This is a genomic window from Brevundimonas sp. AVps7 (assembly GCF_058681545.1).
The window spans coordinates 2818581-2834991 of sequence record NZ_CM178742.1; the positions used below are offsets into that span (position 1 = coordinate 2818581).

Annotated in this window: 15 protein-coding genes; 8 read left to right on the plus strand and 7 right to left on the minus strand. The window is 66.9% G+C overall.

The features are described 5' to 3' along the window. Positions 1 to 129: 129 nt before the first annotated feature. From ACW17Y_RS14065 to ACW17Y_RS14075, 3 genes are all read left to right on the plus strand, one after another. Entirely contained in the window at positions 130 to 1395 is a 1266-nt protein-coding gene (locus ACW17Y_RS14065; protein ID WP_492036302.1) for a type III PLP-dependent enzyme, read from the plus strand. Between the two features lie 67 nt (positions 1396 to 1462). After that, positions 1463 to 1867 (plus strand): TM2 domain-containing protein, encoded by a 405-nt coding sequence (locus tag ACW17Y_RS14070; RefSeq protein WP_492036303.1) that lies wholly within the window; start codon positions 1463 to 1465, stop codon positions 1865 to 1867. Between the two features lie 105 nt (positions 1868 to 1972). Further along, positions 1973 to 3025, plus strand: coding sequence for a 1,9-bis(guanidino)-5-aza-nonane synthase (locus tag ACW17Y_RS14075; protein WP_492036304.1), 1053 nt, complete (start codon positions 1973 to 1975; stop codon positions 3023 to 3025). 93 nt (positions 3026 to 3118) lie between these two features. Here the strand turns inward: ACW17Y_RS14075 and ACW17Y_RS14080 are convergent, their stop codons facing one another. Continuing rightward, entirely contained in the window at positions 3119 to 3715 is a 597-nt protein-coding gene (locus tag ACW17Y_RS14080; RefSeq protein WP_492036305.1) for a PadR family transcriptional regulator, read from the minus strand. A gap of 141 nt (positions 3716 to 3856) precedes the next feature. Between ACW17Y_RS14080 and ACW17Y_RS14085 the strand changes: the two genes are divergently transcribed. The 4 genes from ACW17Y_RS14085 (at position 3857) to ACW17Y_RS14100 (ending at position 6590) form a co-directional block, all read left to right on the plus strand. Then, positions 3857 to 4213, plus strand: a complete 357-nt coding sequence (locus tag ACW17Y_RS14085) for a ribonuclease (RefSeq protein WP_492036306.1) — start codon at positions 3857 to 3859, stop codon at positions 4211 to 4213. 66 nt (positions 4214 to 4279) lie between these two features. Further along, a complete protein-coding gene (locus ACW17Y_RS14090; RefSeq protein WP_492036307.1) occupies positions 4280 to 4789 on the plus strand; it encodes a hypothetical protein in 510 nt (169 codons plus the stop codon). After that, on the plus strand, positions 4786 to 5568 hold the full coding sequence (locus ACW17Y_RS14095) for a phosphatase PAP2 family protein (protein WP_492036308.1): 783 nt from the start codon (positions 4786 to 4788) through the stop codon (positions 5566 to 5568). The genes ACW17Y_RS14090 and ACW17Y_RS14095 overlap by 4 nt, the downstream gene beginning before the upstream one ends. An 8-nt stretch (positions 5569 to 5576) precedes the next feature. Further along, the gene (locus tag ACW17Y_RS14100) at positions 5577 to 6590 is read left to right on the plus strand and encodes a right-handed parallel beta-helix repeat-containing protein (protein ID WP_492036309.1); all 1014 of its coding nucleotides are present in this window, start codon (positions 5577 to 5579) and stop codon (positions 6588 to 6590) included. On the opposite strand, the gene aguB is transcribed toward ACW17Y_RS14100, so the two are convergent. The 6 genes from aguB to ACW17Y_RS14130 all read right to left on the minus strand — a co-directional run bounded on the left by aguB (position 6557) and on the right by ACW17Y_RS14130 (position 15266). Next, positions 6557 to 7426: an N-carbamoylputrescine amidase gene (aguB, locus tag ACW17Y_RS14105; protein ID WP_492036310.1), complete on the minus strand. Its 870-nt coding sequence runs from the start codon at positions 7424 to 7426 to the stop codon at positions 6557 to 6559. The two genes, ACW17Y_RS14100 and aguB, sit on opposite strands and share 34 nt — an antisense overlap. Further along, complete coding sequence (locus ACW17Y_RS14110) at positions 7426 to 8412, minus strand: agmatine deiminase family protein (RefSeq protein WP_492036311.1); 987 nt, start codon at positions 8410 to 8412, stop codon at positions 7426 to 7428. Before ACW17Y_RS14110 ends, aguB begins: the two co-directional genes overlap by 1 nt. A 158-nt stretch (positions 8413 to 8570) precedes the next feature. Further along, positions 8571 to 11186, minus strand: a complete 2616-nt coding sequence (locus ACW17Y_RS14115) for a TonB-dependent receptor (protein ID WP_492036312.1) — start codon at positions 11184 to 11186, stop codon at positions 8571 to 8573. A gap of 187 nt (positions 11187 to 11373) precedes the next feature. Next, a complete protein-coding gene (gene msrA, locus ACW17Y_RS14120; RefSeq protein WP_492036313.1) occupies positions 11374 to 12000 on the minus strand; it encodes a peptide-methionine (S)-S-oxide reductase MsrA in 627 nt (208 codons plus the stop codon). Between the two features lie 180 nt (positions 12001 to 12180). After that, the gene (locus ACW17Y_RS14125; RefSeq protein WP_492036314.1) at positions 12181 to 13572 is read right to left on the minus strand and encodes a capsular polysaccharide export protein, LipB/KpsS family; all 1392 of its coding nucleotides are present in this window, start codon (positions 13570 to 13572) and stop codon (positions 12181 to 12183) included. 524 nt (positions 13573 to 14096) lie between these two features. Further along, a complete protein-coding gene (locus ACW17Y_RS14130) occupies positions 14097 to 15266 on the minus strand; it encodes an OmpA family protein (RefSeq protein WP_492036315.1) in 1170 nt (389 codons plus the stop codon). A 195-nt stretch (positions 15267 to 15461) separates the two neighbouring features. On the opposite strand from ACW17Y_RS14130, the gene ACW17Y_RS14135 reads away from it, so the two are divergent. Beyond that, entirely contained in the window at positions 15462 to 16367 is a 906-nt protein-coding gene (locus ACW17Y_RS14135; RefSeq protein WP_492036316.1) for an SDR family NAD(P)-dependent oxidoreductase, read from the plus strand. Positions 16368 to 16411: the final 44 nt, after the last annotated feature.

A 16411-nucleotide genomic window follows, 5' to 3' on the forward strand; every position in this document is an offset into this window, starting at 1 on the left:
CGTCACGAAAAAACCGCTTTACATGACAGGTCCGTGACCCTACATGCGCTGCTTCCGGCGGACCCCGTAGGTCTAACGTTGCGCTGCTAACGCCGGTCTGGGTTTAACAATTACAGGGGTTTACGTGAATTGCGCACGTATCCATTTCCCCTGGACCTGGTCCGCGAGCGGTCCCCTGAACGTCCAGTCGCACTCGTGCGGCCGCGTTCGGTTTCCGTAGCGGCGCGCTGGTTCCAGGATAATCTAAAGGCTGACGTCTTCTATGCTGTGAAGGCCAACCCTTCGCGGTGGGTCATCGAGGCCCTGAAGGACGTCGGCGTCAAAGGCTATGATGCGGCTTCGATCGCCGAGATCGAACTCGTGCGCTCGGTCGATCCCGACGCGCGCATCGCCTTCATGCACCCGGTGAAAAGCCGTTCGGCGATCACCAGGGCGTATTTCGATCACGGCGTCCGCACCTTCTCGCTCGATTGCGAGGACGAGCTGCAGAAGATCCTCGACGCCACCGGCGGCGCGACGGATCTGAATCTGCTCGTGCGCATGGCGGTTTCCGCCGACGGCGCGGCCTACTCCCTGTCGGGCAAGTTCGGCGTCTCGACCGATCAGGCCCCGGCCCTGCTGCTGTCCGTGCGTCGCGCGGTCAAGGATGGGTTGATGGGCGTCTGCTTCCACGTGGGTTCGCAGTGCATGCGTCCGACCGCCTATCAGGCCGCCATGGCCCAGGTCGGTCGCGCCATCTCGCGGGCCGGCGTGATTGTGGACATCGTCGACATCGGCGGCGGTTTCCCCTCGGTCTATCCGGGCATGGTCCCGCCGGACATGAGCGAATACGCCGACGCCATCCATCGCGGCTTCAACGAGATGCCGGTGTCGGAAACCACCGAGCTGTGGTGCGAGCCCGGCCGGGCCCTGGTCGCCGAATCCTCGTCGGTTCTGGCCCGCGTCGATCTGCGCAAGGGCGACGCCCTGTATCTGAACGACGGGTCCTATGGCTCTCTCTTCGACGCGACCCACTCGCGCTGGCCCTTCCCGACCAAGCTGGTCCGGGACGGCGAAAGCTCGGACGAGTTGAAGCCGTTCCAGTTCTACGGACCGACCTGCGATTCGATCGACCACATGCCGGGTCCGTTCTGGCTGCCGGCCGACATCCGTGAGGGCGACTTCATCGAGATCGGCATGCTGGGCGCCTACGGCGTCGCCATGTCGACGGGCTTCAACGGCTATGGCGAGCACGACGTCGCCGTGGTCGAGGACGCCCCCATGGCTTCGCTCTACGGCCTCGCTCCCCGCTCCATTCCGACCGTGCGCACCACGGCGGAAGAGCAGGCCCGCAAGATCGTTCGCCTGTCTCGTCCGAAAGGCAAGGCCGGTCAGCGGAGGAAGAGCCGCAAGTAACATTGGCTTGTGAACGGCGCGGGTCGGCGCCACACCTTCCCGAAAGGCAACGCTTGGGAGGGGTGTGATGTCCGACTCGTCCGGTCAGTCCGATCCGGGGCCCAGTGTCGACTACGGCGCGGCGGGTCCCAGCCATCAGCAGATGATGCATGACCTGGCTCATGCTCAGTTCCTGGCTTCGGATCCCTCGATCAAACAGTGGGACGGCCGCCGCACGGTGCTGATCGGCTATGTCCTGTGGCTGTTCTTGGGCTGGGTCGGCGGACACCGCCTCTACGTCGGCCGCTGGAAATCGGCGCTCGGCATGGCGGCGGCGGGTTTCGTGACCTGGATTATGACCGGGATGCTCGGTCCTTATCTGGGCATCCCGATGACGATCTGGTGGATCGTCGACGCCGTGATGCTCCCGGGCTGGATCCGGCAGGCGAACGAGGCCAATGCGATGAAGCCGACGATCGTCGAAACGGTCTGACCTTCGTCACGTTTCCTGACTAGACGACACACAGCAGCCCGTCGCTCCGTCCGGGCCGCTGTTGATTTTGACGACGGGCGCTCAAACCAAAGGGAAACCCTTGCAATGAACGCTCCCGTTCAAAAAAACACCAAGGCCGAGCTGCTCCAGAACGTCGTCGAACACATCGACATCACCTCGTTCGACGCCCGTCCGATCGTAGACGCCATGCGCAAGATGAGCTTCTCGTCGCGCGACACCGCCCGCGCCGCCGACATCTTCTCCATGGCCATCGAGGACAAGGACTGCTCGCCGTGGCTGATCCTGGCCGGCTCGACCTCGGCCGGCGGCTGCATGCATGTGTACCGCGACATGGTGAAGTTCGGCATGATCGACGCGATCGTCGCCACCGGCGCCTCGATCGTCGACATGGATTTCTTCGAGGCCCTTGGCTTCAAACACTACCAGGCCGCCGGGGAGGTGGACGACAACGTCCTGCGCGACAACTACATCGACCGGATCTACGACACCTATATCGACGAGGAAGAGCTCCAGAACTGCGACCACACGATCCTGGAGATCTGCAACGCGCTGGAGCCGCGCGCCTACTCGAGCCGCGAGTTCATCTGGGAAATGGGCAAATGGCTGTCGGAAGGCAACGCGAAGAAGCCCGGCTCCCTGATCCAGACCGCCTATGAGGAAGGCGTGCCGATCTTCTGCCCGGCTTTCGTCGACTCCTCGGCCGGCTTCGGCCTGGTCAAGCACCAGAAGGAGCGGATCGCCGAGGGCAAACCGTACCTGATGATCGACGCGGTCGCCGACTTCCGCGAACTGACCGACATCAAGATCGCCGCAGGCGTGACCGGCCTGTTCATGGTCGGCGGCGGGGTGCCGAAGAACTTTGCGCAGGACACGGTCGTCTGCGCCGAAATCCTCGGCATCGAGGCCGAAATGCACCGGTATGCGGTCCAGATCACGGTCGCCGATGTCCGCGACGGCGCCTGCTCGTCGTCGACGCTCAAGGAAGCCGCCTCCTGGGGCAAGGTCCAGACCACCCACGAACAGATGGTCTTCGCAGAGGCCACCACGGTCGTTCCGCTGATCGGCTCCGACGCGTACCATCGCGGCGCCTGGAAAAACCGCGACAAGCGCCGCTGGGCCAAGCTTTTCGGCAAGTAGGCCGCGCTCAAGCAGCGAGGCTCCGTGAGCCGGGCGATGGCGCACAAAAAGGGGCCGCGAGCGATCGCGGCCCCTTCTCTTTTGCCCGAAGGCCTACTGCCCGCTGACCTCACGGACCGCCTTCATCAGGCTCTCTACGACCCGGGCGGTCTCGGGATCCGACCAGTCGCCGGGCTTCATGATAACGGCCTGGCGCAGTGTATGCAGCGCCTCCTTGACCACGTCCGGCGTCTGCTCGCCGGAGATCAGCCGCGCCGCAAGCACCATACGCTGCATGACGCCGTCGACGGCCGTGCGGTTCTCGTCCAGCCAGGCCTGTCCGGCCCCGGTCAATGAGAAGACACGCTTGCCGGATGCATCCTCGACGCCCGCGATCAGGCCTTCGTCGGCCAGCATCGACAGGGTCGGGTAGACCACGCCCGGCGACGGCGCATAGGCCCCGCCGAACATGGCCTCGATCGCCTTGATCAGGTCGTAGCCGTGGCGCGGCTCCTTCTCGATCAGGGCCAGGGCCACGATCCTGAGGTCGCCCGGGCCGAACATGCGCCGGCCGGGGCCGCCGCGTCCGCCGAACATTCCGGGCCCGCCGAAGCGACCCCGCCCATGGCCGTGGCCACGACCACGCCCCTCGCCTTCCGGCCCGCAGCGATGGTCGCGCCAGCCGTGCTTCATTCTGTGATGTCCGAACATGTTCGCTCCTTTGTCATTCGTCATGTCTATACGATATATCTTTTGTCGGGATGCACAAGAGCACGATATATCTTGTGTTGCACTCTCCGGAACCGGGGGCCGCGCCGGGCCTTCAACCTTCACCGAATGCAGGAGCCCTCCATGACCGACGCCAAGCCCGAAACTCCCGAAGCCGTCGAAGCCGAGGACATGGGCGAACGTCCCGACCTGGGCCGCACGCCGGACGCGCTTAACGAGGCGCTTACCGGATCTGGCGTGGGCTCCGACACGCGCGCCGGCTCCCTTCAGGGTGGGGCGGCTACGGGCTCCGATGACGATCCAGATCAGGCCGCCGTCGATCGCCTCATGGCGGATCATGGCCGCGCGAGCGCAGCTCCCCAGCCGCCGTCCGATGGCGATCCCAAAGCTATCGTCAACACCGGTGTCGCCCCGGGCGAAGGGGACGCCGATCCCGCCGAGGGCAGGCGCCCCACGGATGCAGACGCCGCGACCGGCTGACTGCCTTGCTGCCGCCCCACCGATAGGCCACGGTGGGAGAAGAACAGGTCTCAGGGACGACACGGAATGAAGCGTATTCTGGCGGTTATCGCGCTCTCGTGCGCAGCCGCATTGCCTGCGGCCTGCGGCCCGAAGGCCGAGAGTCCTGCGTCCGCCGAGGTCCCCGAACCGGCAGCATCCGCCGAAGCGGCGCCGCCCGCGGCTGACGTCGTGCCGACGACAGCCGCAACGCCCCCCGCTCCGGCCGGAGGTTCCGCCGCCGCACCCGGCGCGCCTGCCTTTACCGTCCTCTATCCCGGCGGCGTCCTTGACGCCCCTGCCGTCACAGCCTCCGGACCGTCCGGCCCGGGCGGAGTCGCCACCTACACGACCGACGCGGACCCCGACGCGGTAATCGCCTTCCACCGCGGCCGCGCCGAGGCTGCCGGCCTGACGACGGCCATGGCCATGAACCAGGGTGATGCTCGCGCCTATGGCGCCGCCAGCACCGACAGTGGAGCCAGCTTTCAGGTCGTCGCCTCGGCCACCGAGGATGGCCCGACCTCGGTCCAGCTGACCTGGAGCGCCGGACAGTGAAACGCGCCGCCCTGATCCTCGCCGCCGCCTGCATCATGACCGTGCCGGCCCACGCCCGCCAAGCGACCCCGCCCGCAAGCTACCTTGACCATGCGGCCATCCAGGCCCTGGCTGATGCCGTACCATCGGCGCCCGTCGCCGGTTCGCCCCAGGATCTGACCGACGTCGCAGCCTCCAACCGTATGCGCGCGTTGGAGAACACGGACCGCTGGATGCTGGCCACCCGCCACGCCGAGCTGCGCCCCACGATCGCCCTCGCCCATTTCGATTGCGCCCTGGGCTTTCGTCTGACCGCAGAGGATTCGCCCCGGCTGGTGTCGATCCTCGAACGCATCCTGCGTGACGCCAACGAGGCTGCGGAATTGGCCAAGGCCCGCGCCTTCCGCCCCCGCCCTGTCGGCGCCGATCTGGAGCGCCCGGCCTGCACGGTTGTCTCGCCCGCCGGTCGCGCCAGCCCCTCCTACCCATCGGGAAGCGCCACGGTCGGCTCGGCCTATGGCGAGGCCATCGCCGCGCTGGCCCCGGACCACGCCGCCGAGGCGACTCGCATCGGCCACGAAATCGCAGTCAGCCGGATGGTCTGCGGCATGCACTACCCTTCCGACGTCGCCGAGGGCGAGAAACTGGGTGTGGCCGCCTTCCGGCAGATCGCCGCCACGCCGGCGTATCAGGCTGACGCCGTCGTCGCCCGCGAGGAGATCGCCCGCGCCCGTGCGGCCGGTCTGACCAGCCCCGCCTGCGCCGCCGAGCGTGCCGCCCTCGCCATGCCCATACCCTAGGGCCACCGATGTCTGCTGTGGTCCTGCTCGCCCTTCTGGCGCCTGACCCGGTCGTCGCCCGTCCCTGCTCATCGGCCGAGGTCGCGGCCCTCACCGCCCCGGCCGCCGCCGATGCGCCCGCCGTCCGCCTGACCTGTTTCGCCGCCCTCCCGCCGGGCGCCGCCATCCGGCGGCGCCTCGTGTTCGAAGGCGCCGAGGCCTCGGGTGCGGGCCTCGACTGCAATGGAGGCTCGGTCGGCGTGCCGGGCCAGCCCAGCACGACCCGCGACCCGACCGTCGCCATCTGGTCCCGTCGCGAAGGCGCCGGCTGGAGCGTCCCTCGCGATATCCGCATCACCCGCTGCACGATCCACGGCAACCTGCGCGTCTGGGGCCTCGGCCGCGACGACATCGACGCCTTGCGCGTCTCGTCGCGCACACCCGGCCATACCGCAGCGGCTCAGGCGGCGGCTCCCAGCGGCCTGACGCTCGACACTGTCGCGTTCGTCGCCACCGGGTCGATCCCGCTCTACATCGGCCCCGGCGCAACCGGCCTCCGCATGACCGGCGGCGGCTTTCGCGGCCAGTCCGTCTCCACGGCCGTCTATCTAGACGCCGAGAGCGCCGGCGCCGTGATCCGCGACGTCGTCTTCGACATTCGCACAGCCCGCGAACAGATCGCCGTCGACGGCTCGGCCCGCAACCGCATCGAGGACAACCGCTTCGACCTCCGCGGCCGCGGCGGCGTCTTCCTCTATCGGAACTGCGGCGAGGACGGCGTGATCCGTCACCAGACCCCGTCGCACAACCTCATCACCGGCAACCGTTTCGAAGGCGCGGCCTGGCTAACGCCTCGTCCGATCGTCGTTGGTTCACGCGAAGGCCGCCGGCGCTACTGCGGCGACGACGCCGGCTACCCGTTCGGATCAAGCGCCGACGACGGCGACCGGCCGGCCGGCAATGTCGTCACCGGCAACACCACGGGCTTCCGCGGGCTGCCGTCCCCGGTTCAGGCCGGACGCGGCGCCGTCAGGGCGCCGTAGAGGTCCGTCCGCCGGTCGCGGAAGAAACCCCATGCCGCCCGGTGCCGGTCGAGGTAGTCGAGGTCGAAGCTGTGAACCAGCACGCCCTCCTCATCCGCGCCGAAGCTCTCGACCAGATCGCCCCGGTGATCCGAGATAAAGGAGTGGCCGTAGAAGGACTGGCCGGTCGGCGTCACCGTCTCATGCCCGATCCGGTTCGCGCCCACGACCGGCACGACGTTGGAGACGGCATGGCCCTGCATGGCGCGGCGCCACGGCTCGGCCGTATGCAGTTCGGCGTCATGCGGCTCGGACCCGATCGCGGTCGGATAGAACAGCACCTCGGCGCCCTGCAGCATCATCGCCCGCGCCGTCTCCGGGTACCACTGGTCCCAGCAGATGCCGACGCCGACCCGCCCGAAGCGGGTGTCCCAGACCTTGAAGCCCGTATCGCCCGGGCGGAAGTAGTATTTTTCCTGATAGCCGGGTCCGTCGGGGATGTGGCTTTTGCGATAGACGCCCAGCGGCGAGCCGTCGGCGTCCAGCATGACCATCGAGTTGAAATAGTGCGGCCCCTCGCGTTCGAAGATCGAGACGGGGATGGCGACGCCGAGATCCTTCGCCACCCCGGCCATGGCGATCACGGCCGGGTGCTCGCGCCACGGATACGCCGTGCCGAACCATTTCTCTTCCTGGGAGACGCAGAAATACGGCCCCTGGAACAGTTCGCTGGGCAGGATGACCTGCGCGCCCTTCGACGCCGCCTCGCGCACGAGGTCGGCGGTCTTGTTGATATTGGCCTCCATGTCTTCGCCGTAGGCGGTCTGGAGCGCTGCAACCGAGATCGTGCGGGCCATCAGGCGGGCTCCTGCTGTGAGATGCAGTGGAAGGATCCGCCGCCCGTAAGGACGTTGATCGACGGCGACAGGATGATCTCGCGGTCCGGGAAGACCGAGGCAAGGGCCTCTCCGGCCATGCGGGCTGCGGCTTCATTGCCATAGGTCGGCACGACGACGGCGCCGTTGGCGATCAGGAAGTTCATGTGGCTGGCCGGGATCGGCTCGCCGTCCGCGTCCTCCAGCCGCCCCGGCGAAGGAATTCGCACGACCTTGAAGCCGGCCTCGGCCAGATCGCGTGCGCAGGCGTCGTAAACCTCCGCGTTCGGATCATCGGCCCCGAAGGCGACCGGACAGGCCACGACGCCCGGCGCGACGAACCGCGCCAGATTGTCGACGTGACCGTCGGTGTGGTCGTTCAACAGCCCGTCACCGAGCCAGATCACCCGCGTCGCGCCCAGCGCCTCGCCCAGCAGGGCCTCGGCCTTCGCCTCGGTCCATCCGGTATTGCGGTTCGGGTTCAACAGGCACTGGCGCGTGGTCAGGATCGTTCCGGCCCCGTCGTGGTCGAGAGCCCCGCCCTCAAGGATGAAATCATTGCGGCTCAGCGGTACGCCCGACTGTTCGCCGATCTGGTCCGCGACCGTATCGTCGAACTCCATCTCGAACTGGCCGCCCCAGCCGTTGAAACGGAAGGCCGCCGCCGTCTTCGAGCCCTCGCCGAAGATCGGCCCCGTGTCCCTCAGCCAGATGTCGCCGAATCGGCCCGGCACGACGGTCACGCCCGCCACGCCGTCGAACCGCGCCTGGGCATCCGCCAGCGCCTCTTCGCTGCCGATCATCAGCTTGACCTGCTCCCGGCCCGGCCCCGCGAGAGCGAGAACCAGCGCCTCCACCTCAGCCTGGGCGTCGGCGAGATTATCGACCCACAGCGCTTCGTGGCTGGGCCAGCCGACCCACATCGCCCGGTGAGGCGACCATTCGGCGGGGATCGGCGAGACGGCCATGGGCAGGAGACTTCCTTGGAGAGAACGGTGGAGGACCGCGCCAGATAGCGACCCCCTCCCCCCACTTCAATGCCGGGGCACGAAAGCCGGTTCAGGACAAAAGAAAAGGGCGGCCCCGCGAAGGGCCGCCCTGATCCAGTTTCGTGCCGGGTTCGAGCTTAGAAGCTCGTGCCCAGGGTCAGCATCATCGTGCGCGGCGCGCCGAGCGAGAAGGTGCGGACCACGCCGTTCTGGTTGAACACGGCCGCCGACGGATCGACGTCGATGGTGATCGCGTTGTTACCCGACGAGATCGAGGCCGGATATTCTTCGTCGAACAGGTTCGTGACGTTGAACTGAACGAAGGCGTTACGGATGCCGAAGGTGTCGGTCAGGTCGTAGCGGCTGTCGAAGTCGACGACGGTGTACTCAGGGGTCTTTTCGTCGTTGACGTCGGTGGTGAAGCGTTCGCCGACATACTTGCCTTGCAGGCCCAGCGACCAGTTCTCGGTCACATCCCAGTTGGCGCGCAGGCTGTAGGTCCACTCCGGCGTCTCGACCAGCGACTTGCCGGTCGTCGGCAGGAAGCGGCCGGTGCCCAGCGGGACGTCGTCCTGGACTTCCGAGGTGTTGTACGAGGCCGAACCGCCGACCGAGAAGTTGTCGGCCAGGGCGTATTCGAACTGGGCGTCGACGCCCGACTGCTCGACCGAACCCAGGTTACGGTCGATCGACAGGTTGAAGGTCGGCGAGGCCGGATCGTTATCGAACGAGGTCACGATCCGGTTTTCGAACGACACCGACCAGGCCGCGATCGAGGCGATCAGGGTCGAGGAGGTGTAGCGATAGCCGACGTCATAGGACTTGGTGGTCTCCGGCTGAACGCTGGAGAAGTCCAGGGCGCCGGCGGCGTTGCGGACCGGCTGGTACAGGTTGTCGGTGCGCGGCAGCGAGATGCCTTCGGCGTAGCTGGCGTAGACCGAGTTGTTGTCCAGGAAGCGGTAGCTTGCGCCCAGGTTCGGCAGGACGGCGTCGTACTTCAGCGTCTGGGAGTAAGGACGAATGAACTGCGACGAGCCCGTCGAAGCGAAGTTGACGTTGCCGTTGGCCAGGGTGAACGACGGCGTCTCGGTCGTGCAGCGCACGTTCGAGGTGCCGCTCTGCGAGAAGCAGAACTGGTTCAGGTCGCGGGTGAAGAACGGAGCGCGCACGCCCAGGGTCACCGACAGGGCGTCGTCCATGAACTGACCGCGCCATTCGGCCGAGATCTGGTTCAGCAGGGCGATCGAGAACCGGTCGCGGCTCCGCAGATAGGAACCGTCGCGGCCAAAGACGCGCAGATCTTCGTTGCCCCAGGTGTTCTCGCCGGCGAACACTTCCGGCACCGAACCGTCGGCGTTGTAGCGGATCGCCTCACCCGTCTGACGGTGACGACCGTAGTCGTTGGTGTACGAGATGCGGACGCGGTTGTCGTCGTTGATGTCCCAGATCAGCGAGGACAGCACGCCATAGCGGCGGGTGTTGGTGTTCGACGGCGTGTACAGGCCGACGTTGTCGCAGCTGTCGCCGTCCCCGTTCAGGTCCGTGCCGGTGTTCAGGATGGCCGCGCTGATGCACTGGGCCGCCGTGGGAGCGGCGATAGCGCCGGCGGTGCCCAGGTTGTTCGCGGTGTTCTGGTCCAGACGGTCGTCACGCTCGCTCGTCAGGGTGTAACCGCCGCCGTTGGCGATGACATACTGGAACGAGGGGTCGATCGTGATGCGGATGTTGTCGGTCAGGCCGTAGCTGAACTGGCCGCGGATGTTACCCGTGTTGGAGGGGTTGATCCGGGTGCGGTGATCGTTGGTGCAGCTGCCGGTCGCGTTGCCGCCGAAGTAGGTGATGATGCTCGAACCGGTGGCTTCGTTCTGCACCGTGCCTGCGCCCGGGATCGGGCGGAAGCAGGCAATGTCGTTCTCGGGCTTGAGGCCGAGGTTGAACTGCGAAAGGTTGATGAAGGTGTTGTACGAGTTGTTGCGGTTCTCGTTCCAGTGGAAGGCCAGGCTGGCGAAATCGCCGTCGCCCAGGTCCTGGAAGACGCGGCCGTTGTACTGCTTCTTCTCCAGTTCGCCCGGACCCTTCCACTTGTCGTAGTTGGTGTACGAACCGGTGATGAAGGCCGTCGTGCCCCAAGGACCGAAGGCTCCGGTGTCGAAGCGGCCGAAGACGCGGCCGTAGTTGAAGCTGCCGATCGAGGTGCGGATCTGGGCGCCCATTTCTTCCAGCGGACGTGCGGTCACGTAGGAGATGGTGCCGCCGCTGGCCGAGGCGGTCGGGCTGTCGACGTCGGTCGAGCCCTGGTTGACCGAGGCGCGGTCGATGATTTCCGAATCGACCTGCTGGTTGGAGAACACCGCATAGTTGCCGGTGTCGTTCAGCGGGATGCCGTCGAACGTCAGCGAAACGCGGTTGCCGTCGAAGCCGCGCAGACGGATGTTGCCGCCCGAGTTGCCGTAGGGGTCGTTGTTGGTGAAGTTCAGGCCCGGGACGTTGTTCAGCAGCGAGATGATCGACTGACCGGACTGCTGGCGGCTGATATACTCTTGCGTGATGGTCGAGCGGGTCTTGTCGACCGTCTGGGCGACGACGGCGCCCGAGATGGTGCGCGGGCCGCGGATGCCAGTGACGACAACGGTGTCGACCACGGTGCCTTCAGCGGCGTCCGTGCCCGACGACTGGGCCGAGGCGGCGCCCGCGAGGAGCATGCCGCTGACGAGGGCGGTGGTCGCCCAGAGCGCACGAGTGCGAGAGTTCATTGTGTATCCCCAGATGGTTGCGGGTCAGCGCCCGGCGCGCGTCAAATTGCGGCCAGAGAGAGCCGCGAACGTCGAAAATCTTGCCCCCTCTACGGTCGGTCTCGGAACCATCGACGACAGTCGTGTGACACTGGTGTGACAGCGACCGGGGGTGACCGTGGCGCCACACCCCCGAATCCCGAAAGACTCAGGCACCCCAGACAGCCCGCAGTCGCGCTTCCCGGCCGCAGAAGCGACTGTAACCTCCATACCGCACGGGATTCAGGCGCGCGAAATCCTGGTGATAACTTTCCGCCGGCCAGAAGCGGGCTGCGTTTCGCACGGGGGTCACGAAGCGGCGCTCTCCAATGACGGCCGCGGCCGCCGCCCGCGAGGCCTCAGCGATGGGCCGCTGCGCGGCTGTCGCGAAGACGGCCGTGGCGTAAGACGCGCCCTGATCGCAGAACTGTCCGTCGGGGTCCGTAGGGTCGATGGTGCGCCAGAACCGATCCACGAGCTGGCGATAGGTGATCCGCGCCGGGTCATAGGTGACCTGGACCGCCTCAAGGTGGCCCGTGCCGCCCCGCACGACCTGTTCGTAGCCGGGATTGGCCACGGTCCCGCCTGCGAAGCCCGAGACCGCCGAGACCACGCCCGGCATGTGTTCGAAGTTCGCTTCGGTCGACCAGAAGCAGCCGCCAGCGAACAGGGCGACCTCGCGCCGACCGCTGTCCGGACCGCTCTGCACCGTCGGGGCGCTCGCGGCGGGTTCGCCCTGGGAACAGGCCGCGATGCTGATCGCGACGATCACGGCCAACCGGGAAAGAACGGACATGGAAACCTCCAGACACCGCCTTCTGATCAGGCGACTACCCTCAGCTACGCTGGAACACCGCATCCGGATACAAGTCGCCCCATCTGTCAGGCGCGATTGCTGGGTCAGCGGCCTTGGCTGCGATGTCTGCGGTTTCGGCGGTTCGGGAATGCAGTCTTTCTGCGGTTCCGAGCTGCAGGATCAGCGCGCCGCAGCGAACCGGCGGGCGAGAGCCTTGGCCGTGGGCTTCAGCGCCTTGGGCTCGTGATAGTTGCCGTTGACCTGGGTGCGGTTGATCACGTGGGCCTTGAACCGCTTGTACAGGTCATCCTCGGGGGGAGAGGGGGCGGTCCAGAAGCCGTCGATGGGCTGCTGGTCGGTCAGGCCGTCGATGTCGAAGAAGGCCTCGCCCAGCACCTTGACCGGGGTGGAGAACCCAAGGGCCGACAGGGCCGCCGAGGAATTGTTGACCACCATCCCCGATGAGGCCCGGCACAGGGCGGCCAGGTTGCCGCCGTCGATGAAATCGACCCGGTCGGCGATGCCGCGCTCGACCGCCAGCACATGGGTCATGCGCGCCAGATCGACCAGACCGGGATCCAGCGGATGGTTCTTGATCACCAGACGGGTGTCGGGATCCGAATTTTTGGCGAACGAGGACAGGACCTCCGCCAGGAAGGCCGTGTTGTCAGCGTAATGCGAGTACCGCAGCAACTGGGCGTCACCCTCGCGCTGCAGGCAGGCCAGGAAGAAGGGGCCCCGCGCGCGGATGACCTGGGCGTCGCTCTCGGCCTTGGAACGGAAGGTCAGCGACAGATAGCGCCTGACGTGGCCCACGAACTGCAGCCAGGGCGACTGGGTGTAAGGATAGACGTAGCGGCGGAACACCAGCCGGCCCAGCGGCTGGGCGGCGTGGTACAGGCTTATGTTGATGACGTGGTGCGGCAGGATCTTTCCCACCGGACGCGTGGGCAGCATCTCGGGGATCGGCGGGTCGTAGGCCGCACGCTCGCGCGGCAGCCCGGACGAGGCGTTGACGCCGTTTTCCTCGACCGTGATCCAGTCGGGACGGAAATAGCCGTTCTCCAGCACCCAGACGCGCAGCGGATGGATCCGGTCCGGTTCCAGCGCTGTGGCGGCCTTGAGCTTTCCGGCCTGGGACAGGACGCCCTGATTGTAGGGGCCGCCCTCGCCGAACACGATCAGGTCGGTCAGGCCCTGATCCTGCACCAGCTTGGCCAGCCGGGCGGGCCAGCGGCGCACGTCGCCGGTGTAGGGTTGGGCCCCGGAACGGCGCCAGTAGGCCGCGTCCCCGGCGTTGAACAGCATTCTGGCGACCGAGGCGCCCTCGGACGTCAACTGCTCGGCCAGCGTCCGGCCGAACGGACCGAACGGCGCCGTCACGATCAGGAACCGGCGTCCGGCGAGGGACTGGCCGGGGCGCGGGCGCGCGCCGGGCGCGGACGGCGTTTGCACGGCGGCCGCGACAGCCGCGACCGGAGTGGTCTCCACGACGCGCGCGGAACCCCGCACCGGCGCGGGATGGCGATTGTCGCCCGAGGCGTGTCTGGGAGTGATGCGAACGTCCGCCATAGTCAGGACCAGCTCACGCGAAGTCTTCGGGACGGGATGAAACGCTGGAGGCCCTGCCGTCGATCCGGCGCCCCGACCCGGACCCGCCGCCACCCAGGGGCGGCGTGGTTCCGTCGAAGACCGGACGAGAGGGTCGGAACTCTGACATGGCCGCCTTTGTCGCTGGCCTCGTCGCGCGGATCAACCGACTTGTCCAAAAAAGCGAGTGACGTGTTCGAAATTTCACGAAATCTTCCAGCGACATCGGACGAGTTCCATGCCTTCCGATCCCGATGAAGGGGCTCGAAAAGGCCGTGGCGCGGGCCGTGGCGCTTGAAGCGAGACTTTCGGGCAACGCCTCCCGGAAACGCGAAACCGCCGGCCTCCTGAAAGGGAGAACCGGCGGACCATCATAGGATCATCAGCGGGAAAGGTCGTCATCGGGAAGGTCGCCCTTCCTGTTGCACCGACGCCCCCCGACGTCTTCTGTTTCAGTCTGATCGGGTCCCGATCCCTTGCGGGGATCGGGACCCTCGTCAGGCGTCCTAGAAGTTGATGCCGATGGTGGCGCGACGGTTCAGAGGCTCGCGAACGCCGTCGGCGGTCGGACGGGCCAGGTTGGTTTCACCCTTGCCGTCGAGAGCGATGACGCCGCCGGCGACGCCTTGAGCGACCAGGGCGTCAGCCACGGTGCGCGAGCGACGGTTCGACAGACCCACGTTGTAGGCGGCCGAGCCGGAGGTGTCGGCGTAGCCGACGACCAGCACGCGCGTCGGACGACCCGACTTGGCGTAGTTGGCGGCCTGCGTCACCACCGAGCGGGCTTCGGCCGTCAGGTCCGAACGATCCCAGTCGAAGTACACCACGAACTCGCGCGCGACCGGAGCCGGCGGAGGCGGCGGCGGGGGAGGCGGCGGAGGCGGCGGCGGGGGCGGGGGAGGCGGCGGGGGCGGCGGCGGGGGAGGCGGCGGCGGCGGGGCTTCGTCAGCGCCGAAGGCGTAACGCAGACCCAGGGTCACCGTGTGGCTCTCGTCGTAGTCGCCTTCGAACGTGCCGTAGTTGTTCACCGCGGCGGTCGAGTTCGTGAAGGTACGGAACTCCATGTCGCCCGTCAGATAACGGTACGTCAGGTCGATGTTGGCGCGGTCGCCGATGGCGTAGCTCAGGCCAGCCAGGGCTTGAGCCGCGAACTTGGTCGAGCTGTCGTCAGCCGCGATCGAGACCGTGCGCTGGCCGCGGATCGTGCCCACGAACTCGGTGTTGACGCGGTTGACGCCGACGCCCAGGCCGACGAACGGACGAACGCCCCAGTACTCGCCGCCGATGTCATAGATGACATTGGCCATGAGCGTGGTGGATTCGATGTCGCCTTCCGGCGAGAAGCAGGGGCCCGTGGCCGGCGTGAAGTTACACACGCCCGACGGAACCGAACCCGTCGAGTGGCGGATGCGGCCGATGTCGCCCGAGCGGTAACCGCCTTCGAGCTCGACGCGCCAGTTCGGGTTGAACCGGTAGCCCAGGCGAGCGAACGCGGCCCAGCCGTCGTTCACTTCAGCTTGCCAGTTCACGCCGTTGCCGGACGCTTCCACGTTGATGTCGTCGATCTTGTGGTAACCGGCGTCGATCGCGCCGTACCAGCCGTCCGGCTCAGCCGAAGCAGCACCAGCGGCGAAAAGCCCCGCGGCTGCGACGCTGGCGAGAAGTTTCAGCTTCATGTCAGTCCTCATATCGTTGAATGTCCAAAGGCCACGCTTACACGTGACACTCACCGGGCCGAACGGCAGAGTTGGCCCGGAGTTCCTTATTTCGGTTCGCAATACGGCGACTGTGGCGCCGTTTCAACACATATCCCCCCCTTGGCGAGCGGCCTCATCCTGATAACAGGGTGAACAACGATAAGGGAGGCAGTCATGGCGATGCGATTCGACGGCAAGGTGGCGATCGTGACGGGCGCGGGCGGAGGTCTCGGGCGCGAGCACGCCCTGGCCCTGGCGGCGCGAGGCGCCAGGGTGGTGGTCAACGATCTGGGCGTGGCGCGCGACGGCGTCGGATCCTCCACCAGCCCGGCCCAGGCCGTTGTGGCCGAGATCGAGGCGGCGGGCGGCGAGGCCATGGCCAACGGCGCATCGGTGACCGACTACGAGGCCGTGCAGGCGATGGTGGCCGAGGCCACGGCGCGCTGGGGTTCGGTCGACATTCTGGTGAACAACGCGGGCGTCCTGCGGGACAAGTCGTTCGCCAAGATGGAGATCGAGGATTTCCGCTTCGTCATGGACGTGCACGTCATGGGCGCGGTGAACTGCACGAAAGCGGTGTGGGACGGCATGCGTGACCGGAACTATGGCCGCATCGTCATGACCACCTCGTCGTCGGGCCTGTACGGCAATTTCGGCCAGGCCAACTACGGCGCGGCCAAGATGGCCCTGGTCGGCTTCATGCAGACCCTGGCCATCGAGGGGGCAAAGAACGACATCCGGGTCAACTGCCTGGCCCCGACGGCCCACACCCGCATGACCGAGGATCTGGCGGGTCGCCTGCCGCTGGAGGCGCTGGGACCGGAGCTGGTGTCGCCCGGCCTTCTGTATCTGGTCAGCCAGGATGCGCCGACCCGCTGCATCCTCGGCGCCGGCGCCGGCGGCTTCGAGCGAGCCTATGTCACACTGACCCAGGGCGTGCGGATCGTCGGCGAGGACGCCCCGGAACAGGTCGACGCCCAATTCGAGGCCATCTCGGATCGCACCGGCGAGATCGTGCCGGAGATGGGCGCCGCCCAGGGCATGATCGAACTCACCAAAGCCCAGAACGCCCACACCTGACCCGCCAGACTTATCAATAATCCGATCAACAAACGGATCGTCAA

What these genes read in the sequence shown, in the direction of transcription:
- aguB (WP_492036310.1), bottom strand. Translation starts at nt 7,426, where the DNA reads ATGGCCCGCACGATCTCGGTTGCAGCGCTCCAGACCGCCTACGGCGAA.
- ACW17Y_RS14075 (WP_492036304.1), top strand. Translation starts at nt 1,973, where the DNA reads ATGAACGCTCCCGTTCAAAAAAACACCAAGGCCGAGCTGCTCCAGAAC.
- ACW17Y_RS14080 (WP_492036305.1), bottom strand. Translation starts at nt 3,715, where the DNA reads ATGTTCGGACATCACAGAATGAAGCACGGCTGGCGCGACCATCGCTGC.
- ACW17Y_RS14125 (WP_492036314.1), bottom strand. Translation starts at nt 13,572, where the DNA reads ATGGCGGACGTTCGCATCACTCCCAGACACGCCTCGGGCGACAATCGC.
- ACW17Y_RS14110 (WP_492036311.1), bottom strand. Translation starts at nt 8,412, where the DNA reads ATGGCCGTCTCGCCGATCCCCGCCGAATGGTCGCCTCACCGGGCGATG.
- ACW17Y_RS14100 (WP_492036309.1), top strand. Translation starts at nt 5,577, where the DNA reads ATGTCTGCTGTGGTCCTGCTCGCCCTTCTGGCGCCTGACCCGGTCGTC.
- ACW17Y_RS14135 (WP_492036316.1), top strand. Translation starts at nt 15,462, where the DNA reads ATGGCGATGCGATTCGACGGCAAGGTGGCGATCGTGACGGGCGCGGGC.
- ACW17Y_RS14090 (WP_492036307.1), top strand. Translation starts at nt 4,280, where the DNA reads ATGAAGCGTATTCTGGCGGTTATCGCGCTCTCGTGCGCAGCCGCATTG.
- ACW17Y_RS14085 (WP_492036306.1), top strand. Translation starts at nt 3,857, where the DNA reads ATGACCGACGCCAAGCCCGAAACTCCCGAAGCCGTCGAAGCCGAGGAC.
- ACW17Y_RS14070 (WP_492036303.1), top strand. Translation starts at nt 1,463, where the DNA reads ATGTCCGACTCGTCCGGTCAGTCCGATCCGGGGCCCAGTGTCGACTAC.
- ACW17Y_RS14130 (WP_492036315.1), bottom strand. Translation starts at nt 15,266, where the DNA reads ATGAAGCTGAAACTTCTCGCCAGCGTCGCAGCCGCGGGGCTTTTCGCC.
- msrA (WP_492036313.1), bottom strand. Translation starts at nt 12,000, where the DNA reads ATGTCCGTTCTTTCCCGGTTGGCCGTGATCGTCGCGATCAGCATCGCG.
- ACW17Y_RS14115 (WP_492036312.1), bottom strand. Translation starts at nt 11,186, where the DNA reads ATGAACTCTCGCACTCGTGCGCTCTGGGCGACCACCGCCCTCGTCAGC.